Origin of the sequence: Streptomyces sp. NPDC002742 (genome assembly GCF_042888885.1) — a bacterium.
Classification (GTDB): Bacteria; Actinomycetota; Actinomycetes; order Streptomycetales; family Streptomycetaceae; genus Streptomyces.
In genome coordinates this window covers 142,486-161,003 of the sequence record NZ_JBIAQF010000022.1, presented here as the reverse complement: position 1 = coordinate 161,003, position 18,518 = coordinate 142,486, and the positions used below count along the sequence as shown (strand labels likewise).

General features: G+C 71.0%; 17 protein-coding genes, 1 tRNA gene and 1 pseudogene. 15 read left to right on the top strand and 4 right to left on the bottom strand.

Going from position 1 to position 18,518, the window contains the following annotated elements:
* The 7 genes and pseudogenes from ACFYW8_RS32665 to ACFYW8_RS32635 all read left to right on the top strand — a co-directional run.
* A pseudogene (locus ACFYW8_RS32665) lies at positions 1-105 on the top strand (UTP--glucose-1-phosphate uridylyltransferase); the annotation flags it as partial.
* A 5-nt stretch (positions 106-110) separates the two neighbouring features.
* Positions 111-1,433, top strand: a complete 1,323-nt coding sequence (gene glp, locus ACFYW8_RS32660) for a gephyrin-like molybdotransferase Glp (RefSeq protein ID WP_389085671.1) — start codon at positions 111-113, stop codon at positions 1,431-1,433.
* Between the two features lie 163 nt (positions 1,434-1,596).
* Positions 1,597-2,109, top strand: coding sequence for a cyclic pyranopterin monophosphate synthase MoaC (gene moaC, locus ACFYW8_RS32655; RefSeq protein WP_355857614.1), 513 nt, complete (start codon positions 1,597-1,599; stop codon positions 2,107-2,109).
* Positions 2,106-2,645, top strand: a complete 540-nt coding sequence (locus tag ACFYW8_RS32650) for a molybdenum cofactor biosynthesis protein B (protein WP_389085665.1) — start codon at positions 2,106-2,108, stop codon at positions 2,643-2,645. The genes moaC and ACFYW8_RS32650 overlap by 4 nt, the downstream gene beginning before the upstream one ends.
* A 23-nt stretch (positions 2,646-2,668) precedes the next feature.
* Positions 2,669-3,331, top strand: coding sequence for a GNAT family protein (locus ACFYW8_RS32645; RefSeq protein WP_365876694.1), 663 nt, complete (start codon positions 2,669-2,671; stop codon positions 3,329-3,331).
* A gap of 173 nt (positions 3,332-3,504) precedes the next feature.
* Positions 3,505-4,794, top strand: a complete 1,290-nt coding sequence (gene glpR / locus ACFYW8_RS32640; RefSeq protein WP_389085661.1) for a gephyrin-like molybdotransferase receptor GlpR — start codon at positions 3,505-3,507, stop codon at positions 4,792-4,794.
* 97 nt (positions 4,795-4,891) lie between these two features.
* Positions 4,892-4,965, top strand: a tRNA-Ala gene (locus tag ACFYW8_RS32635).
* A 146-nt stretch (positions 4,966-5,111) separates the two neighbouring features.
* Here ACFYW8_RS32635 and ACFYW8_RS32630 read toward each other — a convergent pair.
* A complete protein-coding gene (locus ACFYW8_RS32630) occupies positions 5,112-5,609 on the bottom strand; it encodes a Pycsar system effector family protein (protein WP_389085657.1) in 498 nt (165 codons plus the stop codon).
* 329 nt (positions 5,610-5,938) lie between these two features.
* Between ACFYW8_RS32630 and ACFYW8_RS32625 the strand changes: the two genes are divergently transcribed.
* The 7 genes from ACFYW8_RS32625 (at position 5,939) to ACFYW8_RS32595 (ending at position 15,046) form a co-directional block, all read left to right on the top strand.
* Positions 5,939-6,559: a Crp/Fnr family transcriptional regulator gene (locus tag ACFYW8_RS32625; RefSeq protein WP_389085652.1), complete on the top strand. Its 621-nt coding sequence runs from the start codon at positions 5,939-5,941 to the stop codon at positions 6,557-6,559.
* 338 nt (positions 6,560-6,897) lie between these two features.
* A complete protein-coding gene (locus tag ACFYW8_RS32620; protein WP_389085647.1) occupies positions 6,898-7,707 on the top strand; it encodes a hypothetical protein in 810 nt (269 codons plus the stop codon).
* The gene (locus ACFYW8_RS32615) at positions 7,707-9,974 is read left to right on the top strand and encodes a hypothetical protein (protein WP_389085643.1); all 2,268 of its coding nucleotides are present in this window, start codon (positions 7,707-7,709) and stop codon (positions 9,972-9,974) included. The genes ACFYW8_RS32620 and ACFYW8_RS32615 overlap by 1 nt, the downstream gene beginning before the upstream one ends.
* The gene (locus ACFYW8_RS32610) at positions 9,971-11,401 is read left to right on the top strand and encodes a hypothetical protein (RefSeq protein ID WP_389085639.1); all 1,431 of its coding nucleotides are present in this window, start codon (positions 9,971-9,973) and stop codon (positions 11,399-11,401) included. The genes ACFYW8_RS32615 and ACFYW8_RS32610 overlap by 4 nt, the downstream gene beginning before the upstream one ends.
* Positions 11,398-12,900, top strand: coding sequence for a protein phosphatase 2C domain-containing protein (locus ACFYW8_RS32605; protein WP_389085635.1), 1,503 nt, complete (start codon positions 11,398-11,400; stop codon positions 12,898-12,900). Before ACFYW8_RS32610 ends, ACFYW8_RS32605 begins: the two co-directional genes overlap by 4 nt.
* Positions 12,900-14,333 carry a hypothetical protein gene (locus ACFYW8_RS32600; protein ID WP_389085630.1) on the top strand — a complete coding sequence of 478 codons (1,434 nt, stop codon included), beginning with the start codon at positions 12,900-12,902 and terminating at the stop codon, positions 14,331-14,333. The genes ACFYW8_RS32605 and ACFYW8_RS32600 overlap by 1 nt, the downstream gene beginning before the upstream one ends.
* Before the next feature lie 20 nt (positions 14,334-14,353).
* Positions 14,354-15,046: a VWA domain-containing protein gene (locus tag ACFYW8_RS32595; RefSeq protein WP_389085625.1), complete on the top strand. Its 693-nt coding sequence runs from the start codon at positions 14,354-14,356 to the stop codon at positions 15,044-15,046.
* Here ACFYW8_RS32595 and ACFYW8_RS32590 read toward each other — a convergent pair.
* Together ACFYW8_RS32590 and ACFYW8_RS32585 are read right to left on the bottom strand one after the other, a co-directional pair.
* Complete coding sequence (locus tag ACFYW8_RS32590; protein ID WP_389085622.1) at positions 14,969-15,490, bottom strand: DUF3592 domain-containing protein; 522 nt, start codon at positions 15,488-15,490, stop codon at positions 14,969-14,971. The genes ACFYW8_RS32595 and ACFYW8_RS32590 overlap by 78 nt on opposite strands.
* 686 nt (positions 15,491-16,176) lie before the next feature.
* Entirely contained in the window at positions 16,177-16,653 is a 477-nt protein-coding gene (locus ACFYW8_RS32585) for a GNAT family N-acetyltransferase (RefSeq protein ID WP_389085617.1), read from the bottom strand.
* Between the two features lie 72 nt (positions 16,654-16,725).
* Between ACFYW8_RS32585 and ACFYW8_RS32580 the strand changes: the two genes are divergently transcribed.
* Entirely contained in the window at positions 16,726-17,529 is an 804-nt protein-coding gene (locus ACFYW8_RS32580; RefSeq protein ID WP_389085612.1) for an exodeoxyribonuclease III, read from the top strand.
* Between the two features lie 57 nt (positions 17,530-17,586).
* On the opposite strand, the gene ACFYW8_RS32575 is transcribed toward ACFYW8_RS32580, so the two are convergent.
* Positions 17,587-18,231 (bottom strand): MerR family transcriptional regulator, encoded by a 645-nt coding sequence (locus ACFYW8_RS32575; protein WP_389085711.1) that lies wholly within the window; start codon positions 18,229-18,231, stop codon positions 17,587-17,589.
* Between the last annotated feature and the right edge of the window lie 287 nt (positions 18,232-18,518).

Here is an 18,518-nt window from a genome sequence, read left to right as displayed (position 1 = left end):
CGCGGCGACTACCTGCGTGCCATTGTCAGACTCGCATGCGAACGTGAAGACCTGGGCCCGGACTTCCGGACCTGGCTCCGCAGTTACGTAGCCGAGGAGATGTAGGGACTTTGAGCAGCGCCGCGACCCGCACCACCGGCCAGGATCACCTCTGGTCGGTGGCCGACCACCTGGAGGACATCCTCACGACCGTCCGCCCCCTCGAACCCATCGAGCTGCAACTCCTCGACGCCCAGGGCTGCGTCCTGGTCGAGGACGTCACGGTGCCGGTCTCCCTGCCGCCGTTCGACAACAGCTCGATGGACGGGTACGCGGTCCGGGTCGCGGATGTGGCGGGCGCGAGCGAGGAATTCCCGGCGGTCCTGACGGTCGTCGGCGATGTCGCGGCCGGCCAGGCCGAGCAGCCCTACGTGGGCCCCGGCCAGGCCGCCCGCATCATGACCGGCGCCCCGCTGCCGCCCGGCGCCGAAGCCGTCGTCCCCGTCGAGTGGACGGACGGAGGCCTGGGCGAGGGCCCGGTCTCCAGGATGCGCGCGCACAGCGCGTCCCCCGAGGGCTCCTACGGACAGGTGCACGTCCACCGTCAGGCGGAAGCACGCGCGCACGTCCGCGCGAAGGGCAGCGATGTGAAGGCGGGCGACCGTGCCCTCGAAGCGGGCACCGTCCTCGGCCCGCCGCAGATCGGCCTGCTCGCCGCGATCGGCCGCGGCACCGTACGGGTGCGCCCCCGCCCGCGCGTGGTCGTCCTCTCCACCGGCAGCGAACTCGTCCAGCCCGACGAGGAGTTGAGCACCGGCCAGATCTACGACTCCAACAGCTTCGCCCTGTGCGCCGCCGCCCGCGACGCGGGAGCCATCGCCTACCGGGTCGGCGCGGTCGCGGACGACGCCGAGACACTGCGCTCGACCATCGAGGACCAGCTCGTCCGCGCGGACCTGCTGGTCACGACCGGCGGAGTGAGCGTCGGCGCCTACGACGTCGTCAAGGAGGCGCTGTCGTCGGTCGGCGACGAGGACGAGGCGGGCAGCGGCATCGACTTCCGCACCCTCGCCATGCAGCCCGGCAAGCCCCAGGGCTTCGGCTCCATCGGCCCCGACCACACACCGCTGCTCGCGCTCCCGGGCAACCCCGTGTCGTCGTACGTCTCCTTCGAGCTCTTCGTGCGCCCCGCGATCCGCACCCTCATGGGACTGCGGGACGTCCACCGGCCCACTACCAGGGCGACGCTTTCCGCGGACAAGGCGCTGACCTCTCCGAGGGGCCGTCGGCAGTTCCTGCGCGGAACGTACGCGGACGGCGCCGTGACGCCCGTCGGCGGCGCCGGATCCCATCTGGTCGCGGCCCTCGCGCACGCCGACGCGCTGATCGTCGTCCCCGAGGAGGACACCTCGGTCGAGCCCGGCGCCGAGGTCGAGGTCGTCCTGCTCGGCTGAGCGGCCGGGCGGGGAGGACGCCCACCACCGGGCGCCCGGATCGCGCAAGGGGCGCACAGCTCCTCGCGGAGGCGTAGCGGCGGACGGACGGGCGGTAACGTGTCGCGCACACCAGGCCCACGCGCCGCACCGCGAAGGGCCCTGACCGGGAGCGCCCACGCACATGACTGTTCCGTCCCGGGGGGAGACCTCCGGACCCCCTGTGCAGGACCGACTGACGCACATCGACGAGGTCGGCGCCGCCCGCATGGTCGACGTGTCCGGGAAGGACGTGACCGCCCGCACCGCGCGAGCGAGCGGCCGTGTCCTGGTCTCGCCGCGCGTCGTGGAGCTGCTGCGCGGCGAGGGAGTCCCCAAGGGCGACGCCCTCGCCACCGCGCGCATCGCGGGGATCATGGGAGCCAAGCGCACCCCGGACCTGATCCCGCTGTGCCACCCGTTGTCGGTGTCCGGTGTCAAGATTGATCTGTCGGTCGCGGACGACGCCGTCGAGATCCTCGCCACCGTGAAGACGACCGACCGCACGGGCGTCGAGATGGAGGCCCTCACCGCGGTCAGCGTGGCGGCCCTCACCGTGATCGACATGGTCAAGGCTGTCGACAAGGGGGCGGTCATCACGGACGTACGGGTGGAAGAGAAGACAGGCGGGAAGTCGGGCCACTGGAGCCGGGCATGAGCGCCGACACCGTCATCGGCGGGGCTCTCCCGGCGCTCTACAGCGCCCTGGTGGTCACGGCCTCCAACCGCGCCGCCGCCGGCGTCTACGAGGACAAGGGCGGACCTCTGATCGCCGAGGGCCTCGCGGAGTTCGGCTTCGCGGTCGACGGGCCGTGGGTCGTCCCCGACGGGGACCCCGTGGAGGCGGCGCTGCGCGCCGGAGTCGAGGCGGGCTACGACGTCATCGTGACCACCGGCGGTACGGGGATCTCGCCCACGGACCGAACCCCCGAGGCGACCCTGCGGGTGCTCGACCACGAGATCCCGGGCATTCCGGAGGCCATCAGGGCGTTCGGAAGGGACAAGGTGCCGACGGCGGCGCTCTCCAGGGGGCTCGCCGGAGTCGCCGCGGGGACGCTGATCGTCAACCTGCCCGGCTCCACCGGCGGGGTGAAGGACGGACTGGCGGTTCTGGAACCCCTCCTGATCCACGCCGTCGACCAGATCCGCGGCGGCGACCACCCAAGACCCGGCGTCAGTGGGGGTGCGAGCTGAACAGCCCATCCTGGCCGGTCGAGCTGGTGGACGGCGATGTCGTCCTCCGGCCGATAAGGCTGCGCGACCAGCGGGCCTGGCGTGAGGTGAACCGGCGCAACCGTGACTGGCTGCGCCCCTGGGAGGCGACCATTCCGCCGCCCACCCCGAGTGGTCCGATCGCGCACCGGCCGACGTACCGGCAGATGGTCCGCCACCTGCGCGCCGAGGCCAACGCGGGCCGGATGCTGCCCTTCGTGATCGAGTACCAGGGGCGGCTGGTCGGTCAGCTGACCGTGGCCGGGATCACCTGGGGCTCGATGTGCTCCGGGCACGTCGGCTACTGGGTGGACCAGTCGGTGGCGGGGCGCGGAGTGATGCCGACGGCCGTGGCGCTGGCGAGCGACCACTGCTTCCGTACCGTCGGACTGCACCGCATCGAGGTCTGTATTCGCCCCGAGAACGGGCCCAGCCGCAGGGTCGTGGAAAAACTCGGATTCCGCGAGGAAGGGCTGCGCCCGCGCTATCTCCACATCGACGGTGCGTGGCGGGACCATCTCGTCTTCGCGCTCACCGCGGAGGAAGTGCCCGAGGGGCTGCTCGCGCGCTGGCGCCGGACGCGTGCGGCGCCGAACCGTTCGGGCCAGGTGGGATCGGAGCAGGCCGGTTCGCAGAACTCGGGCAAGCCCGGCAACACCGGGAAATGAAATAGGTGTTCGAAAATGATCGGCGGACGATCGCCTCAGGGCATTAAATTCACGCCCGCGGCAGCCCGCTGATCGCATCGGTCACAAAAAAAGCTCGAAATATCAGCCGGATCGTGCGACACACCGGCTCAATTGGCAGATGGCCTCACACAAACCCCTCTACCGTGTGAGGCGTGAGCAGCAGCGGCCTGATCTACGCAGTCATCGTCGGGGCCTGGGCCGCCTACTTGGTGCCGATGTGGCTCCGTAGGCAGGACGAGCTGAACGAAGCGCGTCCGACGGAACGCTTCAGCACCGCCATCCGGCTGCTGTCCGGACGGGCGGGGATGGAGCGTCGATACGCCAAGGACCTGCGCGCGCGCTCCGCCGAGGAGGAGGAGCCCAGCGCCGACCCGGACGACGTCACCGATTCGGTGGACGTCCGGGCCTTCGCCGTGCCTCCGGCCCGGCCCCAGCCGGCGGTCCAGCACCGTCCGCACGTACAGGAACGGGTTCAGGTGCCGGAGCCGGTCCAGGCGGAACAGAAGCCGGCCGCCCGCGCGGCCGGCAGGGAGAGCGGCACGCACGAGACCTCGGGCGCCGCCCGGTTCGTACCGCACCAGTCGGGCGCTTCCGTGTCCGCGCCGAGGCCCTCCGCCAAGGCCGCGCCCCAGCAGGCCGCGCCGTCCACGGCGGACCGCACGCCGGGCGCGCGCCGGGCAGTCTCGGCGGAAGCTGCGGCGCGGGCCCGGCGTACGAAGGTCCTCGCGCGCCGTCGGCGTACGACGGTTCTGATCTTCCTCGCCTTCACACTCGGCGCGGTCGTGGCGGCCGTCGGAGGGCTCGCCTTCCTGTGGGCGCCCGGCGTACCGGCCGTGATGCTGAGCTCGTACATCGTGTACCTGCGCGCCCAGGAGCGACGCCGCTTCACCTACACCATGGACCGCCGCCGGGCCGAGGCCGCGGCGCAGCGGCTCCGGGAGCGGCAGCCTCGCCGACGCCCCTCCGCCGACCCCGGGGCGGACGAACCGGAGGAGAGGCCCGGGTCCGACACCGATCCCGGCCTCTCGGCACTCGCCGCCGACCGTCGCGCCCTCGTCGAGCAGACCGACCACGCCGAGTGGGTCGACCAGCAGCGCGAGCGGCAGTGCGGTCCCGCCCAGGGCGACAGCTGGGACCCGGTGCCGGTTCCCCTGCCGACCTACGTGACCGCACCGGTCGCGCCCCGGGCGACGTCCAGCGTCGATCTGGGGGCGCCGGACGCGTGGAGCTCCGCGCGGTCCAGCGCGGCCGAGCCGAGCGCGCCCGAGGCGGAGCCGGTGGACGAGCACCCCTCCGACAACGCCGACAGTGCCGAGGCCACGGACGATCCTCGCAGTGACGCCCGGCGCGCGGCGTCCGCGCGGCGCGCCCGTGAGCGTGGTCGTACGCCGCTGTTCGACCAGTACGAGGACGGGGAACGGCCGCGCGCGGCCAACGAGTGACGGGCGTGTCGACGGGTGCTCGCGAGGACCTGGCTGACCAGCCCGGAACGGATTTCCGAGCACCTCGATCGGGATGCTAGAGTTTCACTCGTTGCAAGGGCCTGTGGCGCAGTCTGGTAGCGCACCTCGTTCGCATCGAGGGGGTCTGGGGTTCAAATCCCCACAGGTCCACCGCAAGCCGTTCACGAGTTCGCTCGTCAACGGATCATGAGATCCCGTCCAGCTCACAGAGTTGGGCGGGATTTCTTGGGTTTGAGGCTTGGTATCGAACCTGTCACCCAAACCTTCAGTAGACCCGAGCTCTTCTGGTCGCCGCGCTACCCGAGCAGTCCCGCGAGCACCGTGCAGGCCGCGCCGATGGCGGCGATCAGCAGTGAGAGGCGGACCAGGACGTACTTGCGCCAGGCGATCTGGGACATAGCGACGATCTGGCGGCTCAGCGAGGTGAGGGGGTCGGCGTCGCGGAGGCGGGCGGCGAGAGCGTCCGGTTCCCACAGGCGCAGGTGACCGAAGTACGTGAAGTTGTCGGGCCAGTCCTGGCGTATTCCACCGCCCCGCAGCCGGGGGGTGACCACCCCGATGCACAACAGGGCCGCGGCGGCCAGCATGACCATCGCGGTCCGGAGCAGCCAGATACCTGGCGTGGTGCTGACGTCGAGAGGGGAGCGGGAATTGCTGGAGAGGGCCGCGGTCGCAGCCAGCATCGTCGACTCGATGCTCAGCGCGAAGACGGCCTTGCCGTCCACCTTGCTGGTCCAGTCGGCGAGGGACGCGTGGATCCGCCACGCGGTGTCGACAGCCTGGGCACGTCCCACCCTCTCAGGCCCTTCCCCAGCCCCGTCAGTACCCTCTCCGGCCCCGTCAGGCACCTCCGCCTCGCAGTCCGCGTTCAGGGCCGCTTCGTTGCTCATCAAGTCCCCCGACACCACTTACTCTGCCCGTCCCCGAGCATCCCGACCTCTCCCTTAGCACGGTGCCAGAAGGGATTGAGGGACTTCTGCGTCAATTGACCCACAGCGCCCGTTTTATTTCTACGATGTGCTCGAACAGCGTCGGGGGAGGGTGAGGTCGCGTGACAGCCGAAGACCGTTTACCGCCGGGATTATCCGGGCCACCCGGGCCCTTCGGGCCCGAGGAGTTGGTCGTGCTGCGCGCGGCAGGCCGGGTGCGGGCCTGGGAGCGGGGCGAGGTGCTGATCCGCCAGGGCGGCCATCCTGATTCCGTCATTCTGATAACCGACGGCCTGACCAAGGTCACCTCCGACTCCGACAATGGCTACACCAGCCTGCTGGCGCTACGCGGCCCGGGTGAACTGGTTGGTGAGCTCTCCTGCCTCGACGGGGCGCCGAGGTCGGCCACGGTGACTGCGATGGTCCGGGTCGACGGCGTCGTGGTGGCCGCGGAGACCTTCCGCCGGTTACTGGGCGAGCACGACAAGCTGTCGGCCTCTGTGCTGTGCAGCGTGGTGGCGCGGCTGCGCGACTCCGACATCCTGCGGGCCGGGCACGGCGCGCATACCGCCCGGGTGCGGGTGGCCCGGGTGCTCGTCGAGCTCGCTAGGCGCTACGGGGTCGCCGAGCAGACCCCGCCCGGCGCCATCTCGGTGCGCATGAATCAGCAGGAGCTGGCGGGTGCTTCGGCTACTTCGCGGGAGTCGGTGGTGCGGTGCTTGCGGACGATGCAGGACGAGGGTCTGGTGGAGACGTACAGGGGCCGGACCGTCGTCCTCGACCTCGCGCGGCTGCGTGAACTCGCCGAGACTTGACGCTTGACGTGCCGACGACACCCGGCTCACCGACGGCGCCAACCACTCCAACGTGAACGCACCGCGCAAGCCCGAAGGCGCTCCGTGCGCTCGCGCGTACCCGCCGAGAAGCCGGAAACCCACCACCCGCGCGCCCGCATTCGCCAGTCACTCACCGTCACCGTGCGCCCATACACCGCCCACTGAGGGAGCCAGCCGCCCCCTCGCCGGAGTGCGCGGATCACTTTTCCGTCCTTTGTGCGCCAAATGACGCTGTGCGCCGACTGCTGTCGGGTCTTGTATGAAGCGGGTCCAAAACCGGCCAAGGGGGCCTCCCGCTCCGTGGAGGGACAAGCTCGATGAGGGTCAAGGCACAGCACTACGCAATCGTCGCCGTCGACGTGGAGAAGTTCGGCACACGCGACAATTCCGCCGCTTTCCTGCTGCGCAAGCACCTGTACTCGCTGGTGGAGACGGCACTCGACGACGCCGGGATCGACAGGTCCACGGTGCCTGACCCGGCGGACCGCGGCGACGGCTTCTTCCAACTACTGCCCGGTGATGTCGACAAGCTCGATCTCACCGGGCCCTTCGTCGCCCTGCTGAACAACGCGCTGCGCGATCACGCCGCCACGAGCAACGCCCTGGGCGCGCTGCGGATCAGGGTCGTCCTGCACTCCGGCGATGTCGGCTGGGACGGGCGCGGTTGGGTCGGGGAGGAGCTCAACACGGCCTGTCGGCTGCTCGACATCGAACCGCTACGCACCACACTGGCGCAGGCTCGCCGTGCCGGGCTGGCGCTGGCCGTCACCGAGGACTGGTACCGGCGTGTGGTCTGCCACGGGACGGCGGAGGCCGAGCGTGAGGCGTTCCGCGAAGTCCCGTTCGACGCCAAGGAGATCAGGGGCGCGAGCGCGTGGATCAGGGTGCCCGGCTACGACGTGCCGCCGGGCATCCCGCCAATGCGGCGGGCGGAGCCGCCCGATCCGCCCGAGCCCGCACTGGCGAGCCCGGCCCCTTCCGGCGGTGCGGCGGGCGTCCCCGGCGGCAAAACGGGCACCTCTGGCGGTCTCACGGTCGGCGACGTCGGCCAGTTCGTCCACGGCGACCAGTACGTCAAGGGCGGCCTCACCATTCGGATGCCCGGCCGCGGCGGAGGAGGTCAGTGATGGTCGACCCCGCCGCCAACGCGACACCGGCGCCCGCGCAAGCATCGTCTGATCCCAACTTCCCGCCTGCCGAGGCCCCCGGGTTGCTCTCCACGCTGGCCGGGCTGGCTGGCCACTCGGGTGCCGCCGACGAGCGGCTGGGCGCTGAGCGCGACGCCATCAACGGCCTCCAAGTCGGGCAGGTGGTCGGCGGCAACATCTACAACATGGTCGCCGGACCTGCCGCGATCCGTATGTACCGGCTTTCCATCGAGGAACTCCACGAGACCCGGGAGGCGTTTGTCCGTCCGCCGGACTGGGCCACGCTGAACCGGAGCGCCGCCCAGCGGTCGGTCGTACTGCTGCGCGGCCCGCTCGGCTGCGGCAAATACGCACTCGCCAGGGACCTGTTGCTCAACGCCGGGCACCAGACCCTCTATCTGTTGGACCCCGATACCGACGTGAGCCGGCTCGGCCGGGCCGATCTCCAGCGGGGTGCTGGCTACGTACTTGCTGACCTCCCGAACGGCGGCGCGCTCACCAGCTTCGAGCTGAGTCGGCTGGAGCACGAACTGCGCTCACAGGACTGCCGGTTGATCGTGACTATCGAGCAGTCCGCGACACGCGTGGACCCCGGGGCGCAGAGCCACCTGCTCGAGACTGCCCGGCGGCCGGCCGGCCCGGAGATCGTCACCGCGCAGGTGAAGTGGCGGCTCGGCATTGGGGCTGGCCAGCGGATCAAACAGCTGATGGCCCGCGCCGATGTGGGATCCCTGCTGCAGGAGTTGCTGGCGGGAGCACCCGCCGCGCGGGCCGCGGAGCTGGGGCGGCTGCTGGCCGAGGAGGCCGAGACCGGGTCCGACGACGAGGTCACAGCGAAGGTGAGGGCCCGACTCGCCCTGCGTGACGGGGAGTCGCTCGCCGTGTGGTTCGAGAACCTCGGCGACCTGGCCCGGCAGTGCCTGGCGGTTGGCGTGGCGATCTTCGGCGGCGAGGCCTACGCGTCCGTCGCGGCGCGATCCCACGATCTGGAGGAGCGGCTTCAGGTCAAGGAGACCGCAGAACACCCCGACCGGGCCCGCGGCGCGTCGCTGACCGGCAGCACAAGCGGCAGGCTGGCCGCCATCCAGGCGACACTGGTTACCTCGGAGGTCGCCACCCGTTACGGAGGCGCCCGTGGCCAGGTGGTCCGCTACCGGGACCAGGGCGTATCCGTCCACGTACTGGAACATGTGTGGACCGAGTACGACCGGATCAGACTGGTCCTCCCCGACTGGCTGAGAGACTGCGCGGTGAACGATTCGCAGACGCTCCGGGTGCGGGCGGCGGTCGCGGCGGGGACGCTCGCCAAGCAGTCCTTCGAGACCATCAGAGCGCGCATCTTGCGTCCGTGGGCGGCCAGCGACCGGCCCGAACTGCGGGACGCCGCCGCGGTCGCGGTTCGGGTGGCCGCGATGGAGTCCGGGCACGCGCTGGCCGCCCACGCCCTGGTACGCAGCTGGAGCTTCGAGACCAACACCCGGCTGCGTGCTACCGCCGCACGGGCGTGGCGGGTGATCTTCGAACTTGATGGGACCGAAGCAGCCTGGTCCCTGTTGCACGACCTCGCGGACACCGACCGGGACGACATCGTCGACGCGGTGTGCCGCAGTCTGACCGAGTACATGGCCCTGGAGCAGGGCCGTTACTACCGCGACGCGCTCGACCTCATCGACCAGTGGTGCTGCTCCGGCAGCTACGGCCCGCGTCGATCGACGGTCGGCGAGATCGCGTTCCTCTACGCGGCGGCCGACCTGGTGGAACGTCGGGGGGGTCGGGCCGACGCGGCCGGTATGGCGGGGGGCCGGGGCGGACCTCTCGGCGGGGCCGGTAAGTCGGCGGCCCGGGGCCGGCCGGTCGGCCCGCACCGGCCCGGCGGCCCGCACCGGCCCGGCGGCCACCCCGTGCCCGACGGTCGCAGTCCCCGGGTGTGGCCGATGCTGCTGGCCGCCGCCGACCGCGACGACATCCGCCGCCAGGAGGTGGCCCTGCTGTGGATGCGGACGGTCAACTCGAACCAGGTGTACGAGGCCGCCCACGAAGTGCTGGCCGAGTGGGCGCGGCTCGCCGAGCCCGACCCGGCGGCGCGCGCCGCGCTCGGCCGGTTGCTCGCCGTGGCGGCCGCCGACCTACGGACTCAGCGGATCATCCGCAAGCAGGCCGACACGTGGGTCGCGGCGGGCGAGGGCCGCGGTGCCCCGCTGGCCGGACAGGAAGTGCTGAACCACCTCGGAGGGAATCTCCGATGAACGATCAGCAGTCCGGCTGGCCTCAACGGGCTCCGTACTCGCAGGGCGTCGACCCGTCGCTGCTCGTCGGCGGCCCCTTCGCCGTGACCATGGGCAACCGTGGCACGCCGCCCCTGCCCAGCCAGGCCCTGGTATTCACCACCGATGACGGGACGGTGGTCGAACTCCCCCGGCTGCCCTCGGCGATGGGCTCCTTCAAGTACCGCTACCGGTACGAGGTCGACACCAGCGATCACCGGTCATCGTGGATGGAGGTGCTGCCGAGCGGTACCGGCGGCTACTGCTTCCAAGCGTCCCTGGACACCACCTGGACGGTCACCGCGCCCAGCGAGGTGGTGCGGCGCAACATCAGCACGGTCGCCGACGGCGATGCGACCGTTGCCCTCGCGATACGCAACCTGCTGTGGCCGCATGCCGGCCTCTACCCCATCGACCGGCTGGCCGACTTCGACGCGTTCGTCCGGTCCAGTTTCTGCGCCGGCTGCCACTCTCTGCCGGAGGGACTGACGGTCTCCGCGCTGACCGTGGGACTCTCCCTGGATCAGGAGGCCACTGACCACCTGCGGGCGCTGCGACAGGCGGCGGAGAGGCAGAGGCTGCTCCAGGTCGAGCACCAGACCGATCGCACGAGGCAGCAACTGGAGCAGGTTCTGCAGGCCGACCGGGAGAACGCGATCCGGCAGGCCGCCCAGGGCGACGGCGGCATCCTGATCCACCTCATTGCCCAGGACCCGGGCAAACTGCGGGAGATCATGCTGGATCTCGGCCAGCGGCAGGACGTGGCCGCGGAACGTAAGATCAAGACGCTGCGGGACCTGATCGAGGCGAAGCTGATCCAGCCGGCCGAGGCGCAACAGATGTGGCAGGACATGCACAGCCCGGCCCCGTTGCTCGGCCCGGAGCCGAGTGCGGCGCTGCAGCAGACGGCGCCGCCCGCACAGTTGATGCCGGGGGCGTTCTCGCCGTCCCCCATGCCTTCCGCCGCTCCCTCGTTGCCCTACTCTCCCACTTCCTCCGCCACGAATTACCCGGCCGTGCCGTCACCATCCGTTCCGCAGGCGCAGGTGGTGGCGGGCGTGGTGCTGGGCCCCACGCTGAACCCCGTGCCGCCCAGACCCCGGGTCCGCAGCTTCGAGCAGCCGCCGCCAGGGACCCCCGCCGCTCCCGCGCCGGCGCCGAGGGAAACGCCAGTGGCACCTGCTGCAGACGCACCGCACGGACCAGCCGCCCAGACCCCAGCCATTCGGGGCCCGGCGGCTCAAGGCCCCGCCGCCCAGACCCCGCCTCCCGACACTCCGGCCTCGGCGCCCGGTCCCGCCGCGCCACTCACCCAGCAAGCGGATACCGGCGGTGGATCGTCGAACGTCGTCGGCACCACTCCGGTGGGCTCCAACCGGCGACCCCGTAAGGACGGAAAACGGACATGAAGCGCCTCCGCCGGACGGCCGACGCCGAGCCGCCACAGGCGCGGCGAGAGGGCGACGCGGCCGGACCGGCGCCCTCCTCACACCGGAAGTCCCCGCCCGCCGTCCTGCGACGCCGGCGGTTGGTCATCCTCGGGCTGACGGTGCTGATTGGCACGCTCCTCGTGTTGATCTGCACGGTCGCCGGGCTGCTGGTGAGATTCCTGTTCACCACGATGGCCTTTGTGGCCGTCCTGCTGGCGGGGTTCCTCGCCGTGGCCAACCTCCCCGGGCTTGAGTCCGAGGGCCGTCCCACCGAGCCCTTGCCCACCGCGGGTCGCCTGAAGCGCCGGAACCGCAGCGACCCTTCCTGCCCCGAGGCCGAGGGCGTAGCCAATCCGAAGGTCCAGGTGCAGCCCGTGGAGACCTCCTCCGCCGAGATCGAGCCGACCGCCGGGGAACAGCCACCCAGGGGAGTCGGACCTCAGGCATCGACGCATGCTCAGGCACCGACGCCGTACGGCGTGCCCACCGCCCCGGTGACTGTCCGGCAGCCGTCGGACCGCCGCCCGCTGAACACCGGCGTGCAGACCGAACGGTACGACCCGCAGGAACGCCAGAAACCACCTGCCGTGGGATGTCCGGACGAGCCCGGCCGGTTCCCTGTCCTGCGGAAGCCCTCGGCTGCCGCGACAGCCCCGTGGCTGCTGCCGTCCGCGCCGTCCGCCGCCGCGATCACCGCTGACGAGGCTGTCCTCGGCGGGTTGCAGCTGCGGGCCGCCTCGGTGAGCGGCCCGTCCCACCGCAGCCGGGGGATCCCCCGGCAGGACGCGTACCGGATCGGGCAGGACAGCGCGGGGCGCCACCTGGTCGTCGCGGTCGCCGACGGCATGTCCGACAGCAAGCACTCTGACCTCGGGGCCGGCGCTGCCGTCATCGCCTTGGTCAACACGCTCCGCGAACTGCTCGACCGGGGAGTCCCGTTGCAAGAGATCGATGTCCGGGGGGTCTTCCTGGCGGCCGCCCGCCAGATGTACGGAGTCGCTGATCAGCGCGGCTGGACCGCCGACGATGTACGGGCGGTCGCGCTGGCGGCGGTGATCCCGGCCCAGCCGGACGCTGACGGCGTCCGCCGCTGCTGGCTCGGAGCTATCGGCGACGTCAGCGCCTGGCGGCTGGTTCACAGGCGCTGGGAGCGGCTGATCGGTGACGAGAAGGGTGGCTTGGACCCTAGCGCCGTCGCGCACTTCCTGCCGCATGATGTGGACCATCTCCCGTACGGGGTGGTGGAGATGAGGCCTGGCGAGGTGATGGGCCTTACCACGGACGGTGTCGCGGACGCGTTCGCACTCGGGCTGGACGCCGAGCAGTGGTTCGCCGAACGCTGGCGGCAGCCGCCACCGGTGGGTGCCTTCCTGCTCGATGTGGGCTTCGAGCAGGCGCAATTGCAGGACGACCGTACCGCCGTCGTCGTCTGGTGCGCGGACACCCCGGGCACCGCAGCCAAGGGAAGGCAGCGGTGATGACGTCGGCGGCCAGCCCGTTCCGGCCGCAGGTGGCCCTGTCGGACGTGCCAGCAGGGCGGGTACTGTCCACGGACGACGGCGAGTCGAGGCAGGTGTACGAGATCGCCGGGCACCCAGGCTGGCTCGCCAAGCTCTACAGAACACCCGTGCCAGGGACGGCGCCGAGCGCGTTGGGGAACCTGATCCAGCTGCCCGCCTCGATGTCTCCGGCGGACCGGACGCTGATCGCCGCCGTCTCCTGGCCCGTCGCCCGGATCGTCGACGGCGGTAATGTACAGGGCATCGTCATGGCCAAGGCGCCGGACCGGTTCTCCGCCCGGCTGCGGAACATCAAGGGCGAGTTGCAGGACCCCGTGCCACTGCCCCTCGACTGGCTGGTGGCCACTGACGCCAAGTGCGCCAAGCGCGGCATCCGGCCGGCTGACTGCGCGGTCCGGGAACAGGCCGTACGGTCGCTGCTGGCCATCGGTGACCTCTTCGCCCGGCACGAGATCGTGTACGGGGACTGGTCCTACAGCAATGTCTTCTGGGAACAGGGCACCGGCGCCGTCTTCGTCATCGACATGGACACCTGCGGCATCGGCACCCGCAAGTGGATCCAGTCGAACGGCTGGGAGGACCCGCTGTTCTCTGAGGCGCGGAAGCCCCCGCTGACCGTGCTCAGCGACCGCTACAAGCTGGCGGTGCTCACCGTGCGCTGTCTGACCAGGGAGCGCGGAGACCCGATGGTGGCCCACGGTGTGCTGGAGAAGAGGACCGGCTCGACACCATTGTCAGCCTCCCTGTTCCTCAGCCTCAACGCTCGTGTCGCCGAGGAACGCTGCACGCCCGAGGAGCTGTTGGCCGCGCTCGACGGCCGGGCATCCACCGGGCGTCCGGGCGCGCCGAGCCGTACCGCGTCCGGCACCCGGACCGACTCGTCGAACGTGACGGGGTCGATCCGGGTGGGGTCGCTGACCGGCACCCCGGCGAGGGCTTCCGGGGCGTCGCGTGCGGCGGAGCCTCCGGCGGTGGCATCTAAGTCAGCATCGAATGTGACGGGGTCTGTGGACTTGCGCGGCCGGTACCGGATGGGCGGCACACAGCCGACGACGCCGTCGGGGCGCCCGAAACTACCAGCTGCGAAGCCGACGCTGGGGCCCACCGGGGGGACGCCTCCTCCTCCGACCAGCCTCGGATTGCCGTCCCCACCGCCCGCCACCGTGTATCCGCCCAGCGTCCCGGCGCCGGGCAGCCAGGCCTTCCCGACCGGCGGGTCGGTCCAGTCCACCCGGCCCACCCCATCCACACCGTCCCCTTGGTACCCCCCGGAGCCGTCGCCTCCGGGCAAGGCGCGCCTGCTGAACCTCGCCTTCCACGCTTTGGCAGTCGTGGTGCTCGTCCTCGCGGCGGTCCTCGGCGTCACCCTGCTCTTCGACTGGCTCCTCTAGAAACACGTTGCGGAGAAATCATGAGCGCACAGCCCGAATTCGGCACCCCGTACAAGCCCAAGGGCCTGCCGGCCTACCTGGTCCTGGATACCTCCAGCTCCATGCAGCGGTTCGAGACCCTGCTCAACGACACGCTGCTGCACGTCTACGACACCCTCTTCACCCACCCGCAGGTCTCGGAGTTCATCCACCTGTCGGTGATCTCGTTCAACACCGACGCCCACGTAGTCACCCCGATGACCGACATCGAGCAACTGCAGAACTTGCCGACCGTCACCTGTTCCGGGGCAACCAACTTCCTCCCGATGTGTCGGCTCGTCCGAGAACAGATCGATCACGACATCGAGATGCTGTCGTCGGCGTCCATCGCCGTGCTGCGGCCGGTGGTATTCCTGCTCACTGATGGGGCGCCCACCGACCGGCCGGTCGACGCCTGGCAGAACGGCGCGGACCTGCTGCAGGACGCGAGCTGGAAGCGCCACCCGCACATCGTCACCTACGGGTTCGGCGGGGCCAGCGAGCTCGTGCTCAGCAAACTCGCCACCGCCGCCGCGTACTTGGCCGAGGGAGACATGGTGAGCACCGGCGAGGCGCTGTCCGCGGCGCTGGCCAGCCTGCTGAACTCGCTGGTGGCGTCAGCGAAGGTGCAGCAGCTCCAAGTCCCGCAGGAGATATCCGAGTTCAAGACGCTTCCGCTGGACCTGATGGACTGAGGCCGCGGATCGGGGGACGTGCGCCGTCCGCTCCTGCCGCGCGGCGGCCCAGTACGGCAGGTTGATCACGCCCACTAGTGTTACCGCCAGCCCGGCCAGCACCATGGGCCCGGTGACGAAGAGGTCGCAGCCGTGCGCCCGCTGGTCCGTGACCGGGTTCGCGGTGAACACCGCCGGGTCGGCTGGCGCGTAGTGGATCAGGCACGTGACACCCAGCGAATGCCGCGAGTCACGGGAGTCGGTACGGCACCGGCCGGTCGCTGTTCGGTCGTCGTGCGTGGTGAACACAACCACCGGGATGTGCGCGGTCGACGTAGTGCCGTCGTCGTCCGTCAGGGTGTGCTCCCGTACCGCTACCACGCGGCCGGGCGCGGTCAACGCCGCCGCTAACAGCGTTTCGTGGCGGGCTCGTTCACAGCAAGCGGTGACCATCGCCCAGCACATCAGCGCGATCCGCAGAGGCTCGCCGCCGAGCGGCCCTCAGGCCCACCCGTGATCCAGCCCGGTCAGGCACGCGGCGTCCCGGAGGTGACGGAGGCCGCCACCGTGCCGGTATGGCTTGCCCGGCGGGTGAGCACCCTGACCTATGCCGCCGTCAGCGTCCCATTGTGGGCCCCGGCCAGTTCCTCACCGTGTTGTGAGCGGCTGCCGTCACCCAGGTTCAACGACAGCCCCGGGATGTGCGGGTTGCCCGGCTATCGGGTTACGCGGGTTTTGTCGCGAGCATGACGATCCGGGAAATGATCTTCCTGTTTGTGGGAAAGGTCTGGCGAGCGGAGGGTATCGCCGCAGGCCACCCTCACTCGTGAACACCCCACCGCAGCCAAGAGGCCCGTTCCCACCCGTGGGAGCGGGCCTCTTGCCGTGCTCTGAAGCCGGCGGCGGCAACTCCCGTCGGCGGCCCCGGGAGTCGCCGGTCCCGCGGCCGGTGCCCGACGGCGAGGGCCCACCGGGTCGCGCGAAGCCACCCCGGCCGCCGGTGCGGCCGGCCGGGGCCGACGCGGCGGCCGGTCCTCCAGCCGCCGCGCTCCCCCGGCCGGCCGCTCCGCGAGGGCCGGTCGTGGGCATCGGGTCGGTCTCCGGGCGCGCTCGGTCGTCGGCGCGCTGCCCGATGAACACCGCCCCGGCGGCTAGAGGGCCTTGGCGTAGCAGAGGCTCAGTTCGTGGAAGCGGTAGTAGCCGAATTTGACGCACGGCTCGTAGCCGCTCGACTCGTAGAGGGCGACCGCCTCGGGTTGCTTGGCGCCGGTCTCCAGAACCATGCGGACGCGGCCGGCCGCGCGGGCGTCGTCCTCCAGGGTGGCCAGAATGCGCCGGGCCAGGCCCAGACCGCGGGCCTCGGGGATCACGTACATGCGCTTGAGCTCGGCGTCTCCGTCCGAGTAGCCCTCGGCGTTCTCGTCCTGCGTGCGCCAGCCGCCCGTGGCCACCGGGCGGTCCCGCTCGTCGTACGCCATCAGATAGAGGCCGAGCGGCGGAGCGAACATCCGTGCGTCCAGATGCGTGGCGTCGCCGTCGTCGCCGTAGCGCACGGCGTATTCGGCCTGGACCTGGTCGTTGAGCTTGATGGCGTCGGGGTGGTCGAACGGGACTGGGCGGAAATTCATGCGATTTACCGTACATCTATGCGGTGAATGATCGAGTTCGGGCCGGAGGCACCGGTTAAGTATTGTGCCCGGGTGCTGACTGTGACCTCTGTGAATGTGAACGGGCTCCGGGCCGCCGCGAAGAAGGGTTTCGTGGAGTGGCTCGCGGAGACCTCCGCGGACGTGCTGTGTCTCCAGGAGGTACGGGCCGAGCCGGGCCAGCTCCCCGCGGAGGTGCGCGCGCCCGAGGGCTGGCACGTCGTGCACGCCCCCGCCGCCGCCAAGGGCCGCGCGGGTGTGTCCCTTTACACTCGCCGCGAGCCCGACCGCGTCCGGATCGGCTTCGGCTCCGAGGAGTTCGACTCCGCCGGGCGCTACGTCGAGGCGGACCTGCCCGGTGTCACCGTCGCGAGCCTCTATCTGCCCTCGGGCGAGGTCGGGACCGAGCGCCAGGACGAGAAGGTCCGCTTCATGGGGGAGTTCCTCGCCCACCTGAAGGGGCTCAGGGAGCGGGCCGCCGCGGACGGGCGAGAGGTGGTCGTCTGTGGCGACTGGAACATCGCCCACCAGGAGGCCGACCTCAAGAACTGGCGCGCCAACAAGAAGAACTCCGGCTTCCTGCCGGAGGAGCGGGAGTGGCTGGGGCGGGTCCTGGACACGGACGACGGCGGGTACGTCGACGTCGTACGCGCCCTGCACCCGGACACCGAGGGGCCGTACACGTGGTGGTCGTACCGGGGGCGCGCCTTCGACAGCGATTCGGGATGGAGGATCGACCTTCAGGTCACCACCCCCGGGCTCGCGGGCAAGGCGGTCAAGGGGTTCGTGGAGCGCGCGGCGACGCACGACGAGCGCTGGTCCGACCACGCACCGGTCACGGTGGTCTACGAGCTCTGAGCCGCTCGTCGTTCGCCGCCTGCGTGCGACGCTCTCGCGGTGACGGGACGGGGCTCCCTACGCCCGGGGGTCCTGCTGACCCCGGGGGTCCCGGAGCCGTCGGTCCAGGGCCATCGACAGTTCTGCCTCCACCACGCTCTTCGCGAGGGGGCGCAGGCGTTGGAGGTCTTCGGGGGTGCGGTTCCCGGTGAGGACGAGGGTGGTGAAGAGTTCGGCGAGTGCCTCGGTGTGGTCGCGTACGCGGCGGGCCGCCGTCAGGACGTCCGCGAGCGGTATGCCCTCGCGGACCAGGGCGGCCGAGACGTCGAGCAGGCGGCGGCTGATGTGCACGATCTCGCCGCCGTCCGTGCCGAGATAGCCGAGGTCGAGCGCCGCGGCGAGGTTCTCCGGGGTCGCCTGGCCGGCGAACACGTCGGCCAGTTCCTCGGGGGAGAGGCGGACCGGGGTCTCCTCGGTGGGTTCGCCGAGTCCCAGCAGTTCGCCCACGTCACGGCCGTGGTCGAAGGCCTCGGCGAGTTCGGCGATGCCGTTCAGGGTGTGGCCGCGTTCCAGCAGCGCCGAGATGGTGCGCAGGCGGGCCAGGTGGGTGTCGTCGTACCAGGCGATGCGGCCCTCGCGCCGGGGCGGCGGTATGAGCTTGCGCTCCCGGTAGAAGCGGAGGGTGCGCACGGTGATGCCGGCCTCCTCGGCCAGTTCCTCCATGCGGTACTCGCGTCGGCCGGGCTCCGGCGTGGACCGGTCGGCGCTCGTGAGCGGGCCGGAGCCGGGCTCCCGGGCCCCGCGCGGGCGCGCATCCGGCTCTCGCGTGCCGCTCGTCCGCGACTCGGCGCCCCGTGCTCGCGCTCCCGCGCCTCGCGTTCCTGATCCCTCGGCCACGTCCGCACCCTACGTCGTACCCCCGGTAACTTTCCCGGTCGCGACCCCTACCCATGAGTACGAAGCTGCTCTACCCTCCCGATTGTGCCAGTGTTCACTGGCAGGGTCGTGCG